General features: G+C 68.1%; 17 protein-coding genes. 7 read left to right on the top strand and 10 right to left on the bottom strand.

The window, feature by feature from the left end:
- Nucleotides 1-38: 38 nt before the first annotated feature.
- The 10 genes from ACFOWZ_RS12715 to ACFOWZ_RS12670 form a co-directional block, all read right to left on the bottom strand.
- The gene (locus ACFOWZ_RS12715; protein WP_382372078.1) at nucleotides 39-890 is read right to left on the bottom strand and encodes a 5-oxoprolinase subunit C family protein; all 852 of its coding nucleotides are present in this window, start codon (nucleotides 888-890) and stop codon (nucleotides 39-41) included.
- Nucleotides 887-1,474: a 5-oxoprolinase subunit PxpB gene (gene pxpB, locus ACFOWZ_RS12710; protein WP_382372077.1), complete on the bottom strand. Its 588-nt coding sequence runs from the start codon at nucleotides 1,472-1,474 to the stop codon at nucleotides 887-889. Before pxpB ends, ACFOWZ_RS12715 begins: the two co-directional genes overlap by 4 nt.
- A gap of 389 nt (nucleotides 1,475-1,863) precedes the next feature.
- Nucleotides 1,864-2,499 carry an FABP family protein gene (locus tag ACFOWZ_RS12705; RefSeq protein WP_030471705.1) on the bottom strand — a complete coding sequence of 212 codons (636 nt, stop codon included), beginning with the start codon at nucleotides 2,497-2,499 and terminating at the stop codon, nucleotides 1,864-1,866.
- A 548-nt stretch (nucleotides 2,500-3,047) separates the two neighbouring features.
- Nucleotides 3,048-3,347 (bottom strand): DUF1416 domain-containing protein, encoded by a 300-nt coding sequence (locus tag ACFOWZ_RS12700; RefSeq protein WP_382372076.1) that lies wholly within the window; start codon nucleotides 3,345-3,347, stop codon nucleotides 3,048-3,050.
- A 5-nt stretch (nucleotides 3,348-3,352) separates the two neighbouring features.
- Complete coding sequence (locus tag ACFOWZ_RS12695) at nucleotides 3,353-4,198, bottom strand: sulfurtransferase (protein WP_382372075.1); 846 nt, start codon at nucleotides 4,196-4,198, stop codon at nucleotides 3,353-3,355.
- A gap of 31 nt (nucleotides 4,199-4,229) precedes the next feature.
- The gene (locus tag ACFOWZ_RS12690) at nucleotides 4,230-4,673 is read right to left on the bottom strand and encodes a DUF4395 domain-containing protein (protein ID WP_382372074.1); all 444 of its coding nucleotides are present in this window, start codon (nucleotides 4,671-4,673) and stop codon (nucleotides 4,230-4,232) included.
- A 73-nt stretch (nucleotides 4,674-4,746) separates the two neighbouring features.
- Nucleotides 4,747-4,818: a putative leader peptide gene (locus ACFOWZ_RS12685; protein ID WP_355300619.1), complete on the bottom strand. Its 72-nt coding sequence runs from the start codon at nucleotides 4,816-4,818 to the stop codon at nucleotides 4,747-4,749.
- A gap of 85 nt (nucleotides 4,819-4,903) precedes the next feature.
- Nucleotides 4,904-5,308, bottom strand: a complete 405-nt coding sequence (locus tag ACFOWZ_RS12680; protein WP_382372073.1) for a thioredoxin family protein — start codon at nucleotides 5,306-5,308, stop codon at nucleotides 4,904-4,906.
- Nucleotides 5,305-6,129 (bottom strand): LmeA family phospholipid-binding protein, encoded by an 825-nt coding sequence (locus ACFOWZ_RS12675; RefSeq protein WP_382372072.1) that lies wholly within the window; start codon nucleotides 6,127-6,129, stop codon nucleotides 5,305-5,307. The genes ACFOWZ_RS12680 and ACFOWZ_RS12675 overlap by 4 nt, the downstream gene beginning before the upstream one ends.
- Nucleotides 6,126-6,848 (bottom strand): alpha/beta hydrolase family protein, encoded by a 723-nt coding sequence (locus tag ACFOWZ_RS12670; RefSeq protein ID WP_382372071.1) that lies wholly within the window; start codon nucleotides 6,846-6,848, stop codon nucleotides 6,126-6,128. Before ACFOWZ_RS12670 ends, ACFOWZ_RS12675 begins: the two co-directional genes overlap by 4 nt.
- Before the next feature lie 175 nt (nucleotides 6,849-7,023).
- On the opposite strand from ACFOWZ_RS12670, the gene ACFOWZ_RS12665 reads away from it, so the two are divergent.
- The 7 genes from ACFOWZ_RS12665 (at nucleotide 7,024) to ACFOWZ_RS12635 (ending at nucleotide 13,968) form a co-directional block, all read left to right on the top strand.
- Nucleotides 7,024-7,788, top strand: coding sequence for a winged helix-turn-helix transcriptional regulator (locus ACFOWZ_RS12665; protein ID WP_382372070.1), 765 nt, complete (start codon nucleotides 7,024-7,026; stop codon nucleotides 7,786-7,788).
- A gap of 10 nt (nucleotides 7,789-7,798) precedes the next feature.
- A complete protein-coding gene (gene mshD, locus ACFOWZ_RS12660) occupies nucleotides 7,799-8,674 on the top strand; it encodes a mycothiol synthase (RefSeq protein WP_382372069.1) in 876 nt (291 codons plus the stop codon).
- Between the two features lie 198 nt (nucleotides 8,675-8,872).
- Entirely contained in the window at nucleotides 8,873-9,985 is a 1,113-nt protein-coding gene (gene pstS, locus ACFOWZ_RS12655) for a phosphate ABC transporter substrate-binding protein PstS (RefSeq protein WP_382372068.1), read from the top strand.
- 46 nt (nucleotides 9,986-10,031) lie between these two features.
- Nucleotides 10,032-11,096, top strand: a complete 1,065-nt coding sequence (gene pstC / locus ACFOWZ_RS12650) for a phosphate ABC transporter permease subunit PstC (RefSeq protein WP_382372067.1) — start codon at nucleotides 10,032-10,034, stop codon at nucleotides 11,094-11,096.
- Nucleotides 11,093-12,007 (top strand): phosphate ABC transporter permease PstA, encoded by a 915-nt coding sequence (pstA, locus tag ACFOWZ_RS12645; RefSeq protein WP_382372066.1) that lies wholly within the window; start codon nucleotides 11,093-11,095, stop codon nucleotides 12,005-12,007. Before pstC ends, pstA begins: the two co-directional genes overlap by 4 nt.
- Nucleotides 12,008-12,017: 10 nt before the next feature.
- Nucleotides 12,018-12,794 (top strand): phosphate ABC transporter ATP-binding protein PstB, encoded by a 777-nt coding sequence (pstB, locus tag ACFOWZ_RS12640; RefSeq protein WP_382372065.1) that lies wholly within the window; start codon nucleotides 12,018-12,020, stop codon nucleotides 12,792-12,794.
- Nucleotides 12,795-12,804: 10 nt separating this feature from the next.
- Nucleotides 12,805-13,968 carry a hypothetical protein gene (locus ACFOWZ_RS12635; protein WP_382372064.1) on the top strand — a complete coding sequence of 388 codons (1,164 nt, stop codon included), beginning with the start codon at nucleotides 12,805-12,807 and terminating at the stop codon, nucleotides 13,966-13,968.
- Nucleotides 13,969-14,023: the final 55 nt, after the last annotated feature.

Raw genomic sequence — 14,023 nt, 5'->3', positions numbered from 1 at the left:
GTATTTGGTCTGGACCACTTACGTCAACGCCGTGGTCCTCAGTCGATCGGACGGAACCGCACCGTCGTCCCCGGCCGTGCCTGGCCGAGAAACCGCAGGTGATCGCAGTCGACCACACCGATGACGGGATAGCCGCCAGTCGTCGGGTGGTCGTTGAGGAAGACCACGGGCTGCCCGTCTGGCGGCACCTGAACCGCGCCGGTGATCATCCCTTCGCTGGGAATCTCCCCGTCACGACGATTCAGCTTCGTGCCGTGGAGCCTCGCGCCGACCCGGTTGCCGCGGTCCGAGACCGTCCAGGACCCTTGCCGCAGCTGGGTTTCGGCGTCCTCGAACCAGTCGTCGCGAGGGCCGAGCCTGATCGGGATGACCAACGTTTGCAGGACCTGGACCGGTGGCACGACGTCTGCGCCGGTGGCGGGATTCGGGGCCCCGAGCTCGATGACGTCGTTGTCCCGCAACGGGTCTGGACCGATTCCGGACAGCAGGTCGGTGGACCGGCTGTCCAGCTCCTTCGCGACGTCGACACCGCCGGAGAACGCGACGTAGGTGCGCAGCCCGTTCTGCGGGGTGCCGATCTCGAGGGTCGCGTTCGCTGCGAGGTGCACGGGTTGGTGCGAGTCGACGAGCCTGCCATCGATCCGAACCTCGACGGCGGGTCCGGTGACGGCAACCGTGCAACTGGCGTTGGCTCGGGCCGTGAGGCCGCCCAGCAGGACCTCCAGCCCGGCCGCGGTCTCGTCGTTGCCGACAAGCCGGTTGGCGAGCTTCAGCGAGTGCGCGTCGACCGCGCCCGACGGCGGCACGCCCAGGTGCGCGTTCCCGGGCCTGCCCAGGTCCTGGACGAGCGCCTGCGGTCCGGTCCGGATGATCGTGACGCTGCGGCTCATGCGATCACGAACCTGACCTGGTCGCCGGGCTGGAGCAGCACGGGGGTCTCGGCCTCGGGGTCGAACAGCGTGATCTCGGTGCGCCCGATCAACCGCCAACCGCCCGGCGTCGCCCTGGGATAGGCCGCGGTGAACTCGCCCGCGATGCCGACGGACCCTCGGGGAACCTTCGTGCGCGGCGAGTCGAGGCGCGGCTGCTGGAGGTTCTGCGGGAGGCCGGTGAGGTAGCCGAAACCGGGCGCGAAGCCGCAGAACGCCACCTCGTAGGTGGCTCCGGTGTGGAGCTTCACCACCTCTTCTCGGCTGACTCCGGCGGTTTCCGCGACCAGGTCGAGGTCGGGGCCGTCGTAGGTGACCGGGATGGTGATCTCTCTGGGGTGCGTGGCGGGTGCCTTGGTGAGGTCGACGGTCTTCAGCGTTTCCCTGACCTGGTGGAGCGCGCCCTTGACCAGCACGGTCCTGGCGGCGGGGACCAGCTCCTCGATGCCGTCGAGCCCTTGGAGGGCTGCGCGAACGGCCGCGACCTCGGTCAGTGAGTCGACCTCGACGAGGAGGGCGTCGGTTCCGCAGGGCCGGAGCAACATGGGCACATGCTACGGGGAATCGTGGGATTGTTGAACAATCCCACGCGCAGATCGTTCAACAATCCCGCAATCCGACACGCCCGCATCGGATCGCTGGACACCCTCGAGGCGCGCTGTGGCGGCGAGCAGGGCTGGAGTCGACCAACGCCCCTTGGTCGCCGGTGGCGGCGACGAGCGTCGAGCCGATCGGCGGGCCCTGGGCGCCCGTGGTGGTGACCAGCGCTGGATCGTTCAACGATCTTGCCCCACGACCTGCGCGTACCGGCGGTGACGGGCGTGTCGAATCGTTCAACGATCCGACGATCCAGCGATCTGCGTGTTGGATTGTTCAACGATCCCACGATCCTGCGATCCGGGTGTTGGATCGTTGAACGATCCCCGCGACCGAGCTAGCCGACGACGCGCTTGAGGTGCGCCGACGCGTGCGGCTGCATCTCCTGGCCGACCATGGCGCGCTCCTCGACGTACGCGAGGTCGCCGTTGTTGACGATGCCGTACAGGCGCTGAGCGGCCTTGACGTCCTTGGCGGTGGCGGTGCGGATGACCGCGTCCGTCTCGAACTCCCAGGAGGTCTGCGTGCGCACCTTGCCGTAGTACAACTCGACGATGCCCGTGTTGTGGGTGAGCAGCAGCTCGATGCTGTCGTCCGGCTGCGGGCGCCAGAAGCCCTGCTCGCGGGCGGCCGGGCGGATCACTTCGCCGGCCTCGTTGAGCAGCCAGGACCTGGCCTCGTAGACGAGGAACGGGCGGCCGTCGTGGGCGAACGTGATCTGCTGGCCGAAGCGGAACGGGCCCTCGATCGTCGGGTAGACGATCTCTCCCTCGCCTCGCCAGACGCCGACCAGCGGGAGGACGGCGAGGAGGGCGTCGTTGAGGTTCGCGCCTTCCCGCAGGTTCGCCGTGTCGCCCGGGATGGGCATGTCGGTGAACTGGGGGAGGTTGCGTTCCCTGGTCGCCGCTGCTCGTTCCTCGGCCAGGCGGATGGCCTCGTCGCCGCTGCCGGGGACGGCGTTGCTCGTGGTCATCGCTGGTCTGAGTAGAGGCGGTAGACGACGTAGCCGGCGAACCACATCACGGCGATCGTCACTAGTACCAGGAGTCCTGTGAAAATGTGTGCCACGGGGGTCAGGATATCTCGCGGGGGCTGACGTGCAGGGTTGTGGTGGTGGAGGACACCGGGGGTGCGTTGGTCACCGCTCTTGTGTCGGTGTCGTGGTCACGGCCTGGGGTGCGGTGGTCGCCTTGCCGTGTCGCGTTCCTGTTCAAAGATTGGGGCTCTGCCCTTACCCCGCCAATTGATCAAAGACCGGCCAGCGCCATGCGCGGGTTGATGGCACGCCTGTTGCTCACGGCGGCTGTGCGTTGCGTGGGTCGGTGCGGTTCGCCGGAACCTTCGTTTCAAGCAAGGGCTGCTCGCCTTCGCGTCGCCTCGCCTGCGGCCTCGGCCTTGAGCGGGTGGTTGGCCCCAGCCCCAGCTCCGGCCCGTCCCTCCCCTGCAGCCCCGCGCGCCCCCGCACGTGGAAGGCCCCGGCGGTGTGCACCGCCGGGGCCTTCGTCATACCAACCGAGAGTGTCAGGCGACCGCGATCTCCACCGCGTGCACGCCGGGGCCCGTGGCCGACACGTCGGCCTGGCCGTTGCCCGTGCGGTGGAGTGCGCGGACGGTCCAGGAGCCGGGGGCCGCGAAGAAGCGGAAGTCGCCTTCCGGGGAGGAGACGACCTCGGCCGTGAACTCGCCGGTCGCGTCGAGGAGGCGGACGAAGGCGCCGCCCACCGGGGTGCCCTCTGAGAGGACCTTGCCTTCCAGGACCGTTTCCGTGGTGTTGACGTCCACCGAACCGCCCTGGGCGGGTGCGCCGCAGCCGTTGCTCATGATGATCAGGCCTCCTTGCCGGAACCGAGTTCGATCGGCACGCCGACGAGCGAGCCGTACTCCGTCCAAGAACCGTCGTAGTTCTTGACGTCTTCGTGGCCGAGCAGCTCGCGCAGGGCGAACCAGGTGTGCGAGGAGCGCTCGCCGATGCGGCAGTACGCGATGGTCTTGCGGGAGCCGTCGAAGCCCGCCTCGGCGTAGATCTCGCGGAGTTCGTCCTCGGACTTGAAGGTGCCGTCCTCGTTGGCAGCCTTCGACCACGGGACGTTCACCGCGGACGGGATGTGGCCGGCGCGCTGAGCCTGCTCCTGCGGGAGGTGGGCCGGGGCGAGGAGCTTGCCGGAGAACTCGTCGGGGGAGCGGACGTCGACGAGGTTCTTGTTGCCGATGGCATCGACGACCTCGTCGCGGAACGCGCGGATCGAGAGGTCCTGCTCCTGCGCCTTGTAGGAGGTCGCGGGGCGGGTGACCTTCTCCTTGTCCAGGGGGCGGCCGTCGAGCTCCCACTTCTTGCGGCCGCCGTCCAGGAGCTTGACGTCGTTGTGGCCGTACAGCTTGAAGTACCAGTACGCGTAGGCGGCGAACCAGTTGTTGTTGCCGCCGTAGAGGATGACGGTGTCGTCGTTGGAGATGCCCTTGGCCGAGAGCAGCTTCTCGAAGCCCTCGCGGTCGACGAAGTCGCGGCGGACCTGGTCCTGGAGTTCGGTCTTCCAGTCGATGCGCACGGCTCCGGGGATGTGCCCGCCGTCGTACGCGGTGGTGTCCTCGTCGACCTCCGCGAAGACGACGCCGGGCGTCTGGAGGTTCTCCTCGGACCAGGCGGCCGAGACCAGCACGTTCTCACGGCTCATGGGAAGTTGCTCCTGTTGGTAGTGCGTGGCTTTATTGCGATTGCGGACGTGCTAGGGCGGGTGCGTACCGGCGCAGCAGCAGGTACATCTCGCACCCGAGGCACAGGCCCAGCGCGGCGTTGAGCAGCGCTGCCACCAGTGCGAGGGCGGTTGCCGCCATGCCGAGAGTGGTGAGGCCCGTGGCGTAACCGAGGGTGCCGATCAGCGCGAAGACGAAGCCGACGCCCTGGGCGAAGCGCAGCGGTGCCGCCTCTTCGCGTTCGGTGGTCGGGGTGATTTTCGGCTGGATCGCGTAGCGGTAGACGTGACCCCACGGGTTGAGCTTGAGCGAGATGAACGCGCACATCGCGAACAGAACCGTCTGGGCGGCGAGGAGCCGCCACCAGCCGGTGAGCAACACGACGGCCAGGACGACTGTGGTCATCCAGGCGGTGAAGCGCGGTCCGCGCGGGTCTACTGGGGCATCTTTGGGCACGACGACCTCCGGGCATTCGGACGAGGAGAAATTCAGTCCGTCAGAGGTGGCTGCTGGGCGTCAAGCGGCCCAATCAGCTCGTCGTGCGACACAGGCTGCTGCGCACGCGGCACAGGTCAACCGCGCGTCGCTTCGTGAGCAGCATGGTCATGCCAGCGAGGGTAGCCCTCAATCCCTCGGTCCGGGAGGTATGTCCATCTGGTGGAACAACGCAGGTTCACTCGACCGGATTAGGGCAAATGTGGTTGCAGCGCGGCGAGCAACGAGTCGCGTTTCGGCACGCCACCGACTCGCAACACCTCCACGCCCTCGGCCGTCAGGGCCAACGTGGTGGGGGTGCGCATCACACCGAGCGCAGCGGCGACGTCCGGCAGGTTGGTCACGTCGAGTTCGGCGTGCGACAGGCCCTCGGTCCTGTCGGCGAGATCGCGCAGGATCACCTTCGCGTGCCGGCACGGCGCGCAGAACGTGGTGGAGAGCTGGACCAGCGTCACCCCCGGCACGAGCAGGTCGCGCACGGGGGCCGGCAGGTCGACGGACGAACGACGAGAAATTCGGCCCTCGCGGACCTTGAGCAGCACGCCGATCGCGCCGGCCACGGCCAGCGCGCCCAGCAGCGCCCACACACCAGTCATCGTTGGACCAACGGTACATCCGTGATCAGGCCGCTGAGCTTGAACGCACCGCTCTCCACCTCAACGGCGGTGGGCTTCGCGCCGAACGGCAGCGTGCCGGGGTCGATCTTGATCGCGAGTGCCTGGCGCAGCTGGGGAATGATCTGCTTGAGCGAGTTGTCGTCCAGCTCGATGTCGTCGATGTTGATCTGGATGGCACCGCTGACGAGCGCGATCTGGCCGTACGCGGTGAGCGTGACGACCTTGCCGGCCACGTTGGTCTGGCCGGAGAGCTTGATCGCGGCGGTCGTCTTGGGCGCCTTGGGGTCCGGGGTCGGCGTCTGCGTGGCGGCCGCGCGGTTGTCCGGCTCGATCGAGAGCTTGTCGAACGGCGTGACCTGGTTCGCGAGCCTGTTCAGGTCCAGCGCCTTGATCTTGATGCTGCCGTCCACCTGGTCGATGGTGGCCTTGGAGACGTTGCCCGCCAACAGGTCCGCGAGCTCGACGTGGGTGTGCCGGAGGTCGGCCTCGATGTCGAGGTCGCGCAGGTCGACGCCCTGCTGCTCGTCCTTGATCGGCACGCCGTACGCGCGGATCTCGACGTGCTTGTAGTCACCCCGCAACGCCTGGAGGATGAACGGGAACCCGTTGATCCGCACCGACGGGTCCTCGTCGAGCTGCAGCTTCTCCCGCATCCGCTGCGCGATCTGGTACTCGCCCGCCGCGGCCAGCGCGAAGTCGGCCGCCACCAGCAGCACGCCCAGCACGAGCAGGATGATGACGAGGAACTTCCCGCGCCGGGACTTCTTCTTTCGCGGCCGTGCAGGGGTGTGCGCAGTCATTCCTCGTCCTCGGCTTCGTCGGCGACCCATGCCGCCATCCGGTCTACCAGGTCTTCGGTCGCGGCCGATTCCGCGTGCCGCATGCCGCTCTCGATCCACATCTCGGCATGTCCCAAGGACGCGCGGTGCAGTGACATGGCGTGTTCCACCCCGAAATAGTGATCCAGGTCACCATGCACGATCAGCAGCCGGGTGGGAGCGATGCGCGCCACGACCTCCAAGGGACTCTCCGGCGCTTGTACCCAGCTGTCGCCGAGCCGAACCCCGATCGCCCGCGCCGCCAGCTTCCCGTGCGGCTGCTCCAGCAACCAGTGCACCCTTCGCATCGGTGCGGTCTCTCGCGACCACCACCTGGCGGGCGAGCTGACGGAGACGACGGCATCAGGCCTGGTCTCGCCCAGTGCGGCGTGCCGCAGGACCACCGAGGCGCCCATCGAGAACCCGACCGTGGCGACCTTCGAGTACCCGAGCTCGCGTGCCTTGAGCACGGCCGCCTCGATGTCGTGGACCTCGTCCGCGCCGACCGTCGAGCGTCCTTCCGACCGTCCGTGGCCGCGGAAGTCGAACGCGACCACACCGGCGTGCGTGGCCAAACGGGCCAGCAGACGTGCGACGTACGGCTTGCGCACGTGGTTCGTGAACCCATGTCCCACAACGAAAGCGAGGTCGCTTTCACCCTTGTAGTGGACACCGTGCAGGCGTACGCCGTCGTGTGACATGGATGTAACAGGCGTGACGCTTGTGGAAACAAGTGTGAGCACGGCTTCTTGACCTGGGACTTTCTGGGGGTGCACCGGTATTGTCTCCGTCATCCGCAGGCAACGGGGCCCGGTCACCGTACGCCGCTGGTCTGGTCGAGGTGACCTGACCACGGCCGATTAGGAGGGCGCCGCGATGAGCATCGACGTGCTTCTGCTGACGACAGACCCTGACTCGGAGGCTGTGCTTCCGGCGCTGGCTCTGCTCCCGCACGCCGTGCGGCCGTTGCGGCCGGAGGTCTCCGCACTCCTCGAAGCCGGACCTCACGACATCGTGCTGGTCGACGCGCGCACCGACCTCGTCGGCGCCCGCTCGCTGTGCCGCCTGCTCGACTCGTCAGGCGTGGACGTGCCCGTGGTGGCGATCGTCACCGAGGGCGGTCTGGTGGCCGTCAACTCCGACTGGTCGGTCGACGAGATCCTGCTGCCGAACTCGGGCCCCGCCGAGATCGACGCCCGTCTCCGCCTGGTCCGGTCGCGCCGCGGTGCCGCCCAGCCCGGTGGCGACGGCGCGCTGCAGCTCGGCGACCTCGTGATCGACGAGGCCACCTACACCGCGCGCCTCAAGGGCCGCCCGCTCGACCTCACCTACAAGGAGTTCGAGCTGCTCAAGTACCTCGCGCAGCACGCGGGCCGGGTGTTCACCCGTGCGCAGCTGCTGCAGGAGGTCTGGGGCTACGACTTCTTCGGTGGCACCCGCACCGTCGACGTCCACGTGCGACGGCTGCGCGCCAAGCTCGGCCCCGAGCACGAGGCGTTGATCGGCACCGTGCGCAACGTCGGCTACAAGTTCGTCCGCCCTCCGCGGCCCGGTTCGTCCCGTCGTCCGGCGGAGATGACCGAGGTCGACGAGATGGGTGACGCTGTCCGCGTTCTGGATGAGCGTTTGATCGCGCGGTAGGTTCGCCTGTGTGGCGGAACTGAGCTGGTACGAGGAGCTGACGGCCGAGCAGGCCGCCGAGGTCGGGCGGCTGCTGGAGGCTGCGGAGAGCACCGACGGCGTGGCACCGGTCGGCGAGGCCGTGCGACTGCGGATGCGCCCCGGCGCCACCGGCAGCAGGCACCTCCTCGCCCGCCGCGACGGCGAGCTCGCCGGGTACGCGCACGTCGACGTGCTCGGTGACTCCGGTGGCAACAAGGTCGCCGAGCTCGCCGTGCACCCGGAGCACCGCCACCACGGCGTCGGCGAGGCGCTGGTGAAGGCGCTCCCCGAGCAGTCGCTGCGGATGTGGGCGCACGGCGGCCACCCCGACGCCGAGAAGCTCGCGGAGAAGCTCGGCTTCCGCAAGGTCCGCGAGCTGCTGCGGATGCGGTTGCGCGTCGAGAACGACCTGCCGCAGCCCGAGCTGCCCGAGGGCATCACCATCCGGCCGTTCGTCCCCGGCAAGGACGAGGCAGCGGTCGTCTACGTGAACCACCGCGCGTTCGACTGGCACCCCGAGCAGGGCTCGATGTCCATCGAGGACGTCCGCGCCAAAGAAGAAGAGCCCTGGTTCGACCCGAAGGGGTTCCTCCTCGCGTTCAACGCCGACGAGAGGCTCGTCGGCTTCCACTGGACGAAGGTGCACACGCCCGTGCTGGGTGAGGTCTACGTCGTGGGCGTCGACCCGGACGCCCAGGGCGGTGGCCTCGGCAAGGCGCTGACCCTCGCCGGCCTCCAGCACCTGCGGGAACAGCAGGTCAAGGAGGTCATGCTGTACGTCGAGTCGGACAACGCACCCGCTGTGCGCGTCTACACCAAGCTCGGCTTCACGCTCTGGGACGCCGACGTCCAGTACGCCCGGTAGTCAACGGACCGTCACAAAACGCATACGCGCTGGTCACGCCATCACTCTTTCGGCCGTGTGACCCGTCACTTCCCGTTCGGTGTTCACCTGCCGTTCACCTCGTCTAGGTGGGCTGTCCACCATGGATACCTACCTTCCGAAGCGAGCGGCGACGTCCGTCGCGAAACCGCGAATGCTTCCGCAAGGTGGAGGACCAAGGTGAAGATCCAGCGGCACGGCGCCGTGCTCGGCCTCGTCGCGGCCAGCGCGCTTCTTCTCAGTGCGTGTGGCAGTGACAACAACACGGGCGCCGCGGGTGGGAACACCACCTCGAACGCTGCCTCTGTGCCTGTCGAGTGTGGTGGCAAGACCAAGCTCAACGCTGAGGGCTCCTCCGCGCAGAAGAACGCGGTCGACGCGTTCGTGCAGGCCTACCAGGCCGCCTGCCCCGGCGTCGACCTCGCCTACAACCCGTCCGGTTCCGGTGCGGGCGTCAAGAACTTCAACGCCGGTCAGGTCGACTTCGGTGGTTCCGACTCCGCGCTGAAGGAGGGCGCCGAGACCGAGGCGGCCGCCAAGCGCTGCCAGAGCAACCCGGCGTGGAACCTCCCGCTGGTCTTCGGCCCGGTCGCCATCGGCTACAAGGTGTCCGGTGTGGACAGCCTCGTCCTGGACGCCAAGACCACCGCCGCGATCTTCTCCGGCGCCGTCAAGAAGTGGAACGACCCGGCCATCAAGGCGCTGAACGGCTCCGCGAACCTGCCGGACAAGGACATCGCGGTCATCTACCGCTCCGACGAGTCGGGCACGACCGACAACTTCCAGAAGTACCTGAAGGTCGCCGGCGGCTGGACCAAGGGTGACGGCAAGCAGTTCAAGGGCGGTGTCGGCGAGGGCAAGGAGAAGTCCGCCGGTGTCGCGCAGGCCGTCGGCTCGATCGACGGTGCGATCACCTACGTCGAGTGGTCGTTCGCGCAGGACAACAAGCTCTCGATCGCCAAGATCGACTCCGGTGCCGGTGCGGTCGAGCTGAGCGCGGAGTCGGCCGGCAAGGCGATCGACGGTGCGAAGGTCAAGGGCGAGGGCAACAACCTGATCCTCGACCTCGACTCGATCTACGGCTCCAAGGCCGCCGGTGCGTACCCGCTGCTCCTCGCGACCTACGAGATCGTCTGCTCCAAGGGCTACGACGCCGACACCGCGAAGGCCGTCAAGGCGTTCCTGACCGTCGCCGCCACCACCGGCCAGGCGCAGCTCGCCGAAGCCGGTTACGTGCCGCTGCCCAAGGCGTTCCAGGACAAGCTGCTGACCGCCGTGAAGGCGATCGCCTGAGGTTGATGCGAGACTGCGAAGGACTCTTGCGACCAACGCTGACGCGATGAACGATCCCGTCGTGGCCAAGCGCCCCGCCGGCTCCGGTGACCCCGGAGCCGAGCGGGGCGCAGCGGCTGCTCCCACCGCTTCGGAGGCTCCGATTCCCCCGACAACGGAAGCTCCAGAAACCCCCAAGGCACCGCACGTCCGGCCCGGTGACCGCATCTTCCGCGGCCTGGCGACGGGGTCCGGTGTCTTCATCGTCGTCCTCATCGGCGCGATCGGCCTGTTCCTGATCCTGCAGGCCATCCCGTCGCTCGGGCTGGACAACGTCAACTTCCTGACCAGCCGCGAGTGGAACACCTCGGACCCGGCGAACCTGCGGTTCGGCATCCTGGACCTGCTGCTGGTCACGGTGATCGTCTCGATCGTCGCGCTGCTGATCGCGATGCCGATCGCCCTGGGCATCGCGCTGTTCCTCACGCAGTACGCGCCGCGCAACCTCGCCCGGCCGTTCGCGTACGTCATCGACCTGCTCGCCGCGGTGCCGTCGATCGTCTTCGGCCTCTGGGGCCTGTTCGTGCTCGGCCCGGTGCTGTACCCGTTCTCCGAGTGGCTGATCGACACCCTCGGCTGGATCCCGATCTTCGCCAAGGGCAACGTGAACGTGCAGCTCGGCGGCACCATCTTCACCGCGGGCATCGTCGTCGCGGTGATGATCCTGCCGATCATCACGGCCGTCAGCCGCGAGGTCTTCGACCGCACGCCCAGGATGCACGTCGAGGGCGCCATCGCGCTCGGCGCGACCAAGTGGGAGGTCGTGCGCACGACCGTCCTGCCGTTCGGCAAGGCCGGCTACGTCAGCGCCTCGATGCTCGGCCTCGGCCGCGCGCTCGGCGAGACCATCGCCGTCATGATCATCCTGAGCACCACGTCGGCCGCGTTCGGCTGGTCGCTCTTCGACGGTGGCGCCACCTTCGCCTCGAAGATCGCCCTGGCCGCGCCGGAGTTCAACGACACGCGCTCGGCCGGTGCCTACATCGCGGCCGGTCTGGTGCTGTTCGTGCTGACCTTCGTCGTGAACGCCATCGCGCGCTCGATCGTCGCCGGCCACAAGGAGTACGAGTGAGCACGAACCTCGCCGACCCCACTCGCCTCGCGACGCCGCCGACGTTCCAGGCGGTCAGCCTCAGCCGCCGGATCAAGAACGGCTTCGCCACCGCGCTCGTGTGGGGTGCCTTCCTGATCGCGATCATCCCGCTGGTGTGGGTGCTCTACACCGTGGTGCAGCGCGGTTTCCCGGTCATCCTCGACGGTGACTGGTGGCAGAAGTCGCTTTCCGGCCTGCTCGCCCGCCAGCAGGGCGGCGGTGCGTACCACGCGATCTACGGCACCCTGGTGCAGGGCCTGGTGTGCGGCATCATCTCCGTGCCCATCGGCATCATGATCGCGATCTACCTCGTCGAGTACGGCGGCCGTTCGAAGCTCGCGAAGGCCACGACGTTCATGGTCGACATCCTCACCGGTGTCCCCTCGATCGTCGCCGCGCTGTTCATCTACACGGTGTGGATCACCTACGCCGGCATGGGCCGCAGCGCGTTCGCGGTGTCGATCGCCTTGGTGCTGCTGATGGTTCCGGTCGTGGTGCGCACGACCGAGGAGATGCTCAAGATCGTCCCGGACGAGCTGCGCGAGGCCTCGTACGCGCTGGGCATCCCCAAGTGGAAGACGATCGTCAAGATCGTCATCCCGACGGCGCTCTCCGGCATCCTGACCGGCATCATGCTGGCCCTCGCCCGCGTCATGGGTGAGACCGCGCCGGTGCTCGTGCTCGCGGCGTACGCGCCGTTCATCAACTACAACCTGTTCAGCGGCCCGATGGCCTCGCTGCCGTTGATGATGGTGAACGAGCGCAACAACCCGACCCAGGCGGGCTTCGAGCGACTGTGGGGCGCGGCGATCACGCTCGTGCTGATCATCACCCTGTTCAACCTGCTGGCGACCGTGATCTCGCGGGTGCTGGCGCCGAAGACGAAGTGAGCGGGCGGACATGGCCAAGCGACTAGACATCAAGGACCTGAACCTCTTCTACGGCAAGTTCCACGCCGTCGAGAACGTCTCGCTCGCGGTGCCGCCGAAGAACGTCACCGCGTTCATCGGCCCCTCCGGTTGCGGCAAGTCGACGGTGCTGCGGTCGCTGAACCGCATGCACGAGGTCGCGCCCGGTGCCCGCGTCGAGGGCAAGGTGCTGCTCGACGGCGAGGACATCTACGCGTCCACTGTGGACCCGGTCGAGGTGCGCCGCACCATCGGCATGGTGTTCCAGCGGCCGAACCCGTTCCCCACGATGTCCATTCGCGACAACGTGGTGGCGGGCCTGCGGCTCGCGGGCGTGAAGGACAGGAAGAAGCTCGACGAGGTGGCGGAGCGCTCGTTGCGCGGCGCCAACCTCTGGAACGAGGTCAAGGACCGCCTCGACAAGCCGGGCGGCGGCCTCTCCGGTGGTCAGCAGCAGCGTCTGTGCATCGCGCGTGCCATCGCGGTGCAGCCCGACGTGCTGCTCATGGACGAGCCCTGCTCGGCCCTGGACCCGATCTCCACGCTGGCGATCGAGGACCTGATCACGGAGCTGAAGAAGGAGTACACGATCGTCATCGTGACTCACAACATGCAGCAGGCCGCGCGCGTGTCCGACCAGACCGCGTTCTTCAACCTGCTGGGTGTCGGTCAGCCCGGACAGCTGATCGAGGTGGACGACACCGAGAAGATCTTCTCGAACCCCGGCCAGAAGGCGACCGAGGACTACATCTCCGGCCGGTTCGGCTAAATTGCTGCGGGTGAGCCCGCAGAGCAAGTCCCGCAAGAAGAAGCAAGGCAAGGCACCCGGCCGCAGGCCCGAGCAGCAGTCCCCGTACGGGGCGTTGCTCGAGTCGGCGGCCGCGCTGCGTTCGGAGTCCTGGCTGCTCGCGGACGCCTGGGCGAGCGAGCTCTACGCCACGCTCTGGCTCGCCGGATCCGGCCACGCGCCGTTGGTCGACGCGCTCGCCGCGATGGACGACCCGGCGGCGCTCACCGCGTTGCGGGCGCTGTCCGGTGTGGGTTCCGCGGAGCACCGGAAGGCCGCCTTCGAGGCCGCGGAAGCCGTTGCGGCACGCGGTGCCGCCGAGCCGTCGTGGTACGTCGCCGGCACCGTTGCGGACTTCCGCGACGCCTTCCTCGTCACGAACCTGTTGGGAGACGTGGAGGTCGTCGCGTTCACCCAGGAGCGCGCCGGTGTCGGGGAGACCGTGCTGTTCATGCGCCAGCCGGTGCTCGGCGCCACGGCCATCGAGCTGTTCCACACGCCGGACGAGGGCACCGTGGCGCTGCTGGAGGACATGATCGCCTCCACGCCCGACGCGTTCCAGGACACCATCACGCCGTTGAGCGCCAGCGACGTCTACGACCGCGTGTGGCCCGACATCGAGCAGTTCTGGGCGGACGGGCCCGACGAGGAGGCCGAAGAGGGCCTGATGGGCGAGGAGGACGTGCGGCACCCCGTCCAGCTGATCGCCCTGGCCGACGCGCGCGTGAGCGTGCTGGTGCCCGACGAGTACGAGATCGCCACCATCAGTCCGGAAAGGACGGACGAGGTGGTCGAGGCGTTCCTGGCTTCAGAGCACGGGATCGCCGACGTCGAGGCCGCGCGGGCGTTCGCGAGGGTCGTCGCTTCGGCTGCGGTCGAGCAGAACCGGGACCCCGTCGTGTACGGGCCGGCGTCACTCACGGCGGTGCTGATCCTGAACGTGGCCGCGCGCTTGCACGTGTCCGAAGAGGACCTCGCGCTGTTCCCGGAGATCGTGCGGGCGTGGGCCTACTTCACCGTGGACGCACGGGGTCTGCCGCGTGACGAGGCGCGGGCGGCGTGGGACGAGGAACTGCCCACCGTGCTCGCCGAGTTCTCCGAGGCCTACGCCGATCCGGAGCTCGCGGCAGAACGCGATGGGCAGTTTCGCAGGTAGCCAGTCGTGTCCATTGCTGTTCCTGTTGGCGCGAAAAGCACGTTCGGGCCACTAG

Source organism: Lentzea rhizosphaerae, from assembly GCF_042649515.1.
In the GTDB taxonomy this organism is placed as follows: Bacteria; Actinomycetota; Actinomycetes; order Mycobacteriales; family Pseudonocardiaceae; genus Lentzea; species Lentzea aerocolonigenes.
The sequence above is the reverse complement of the archived record's forward strand: the minus strand, read 5'-3'. Positions and strand labels throughout refer to the sequence as shown.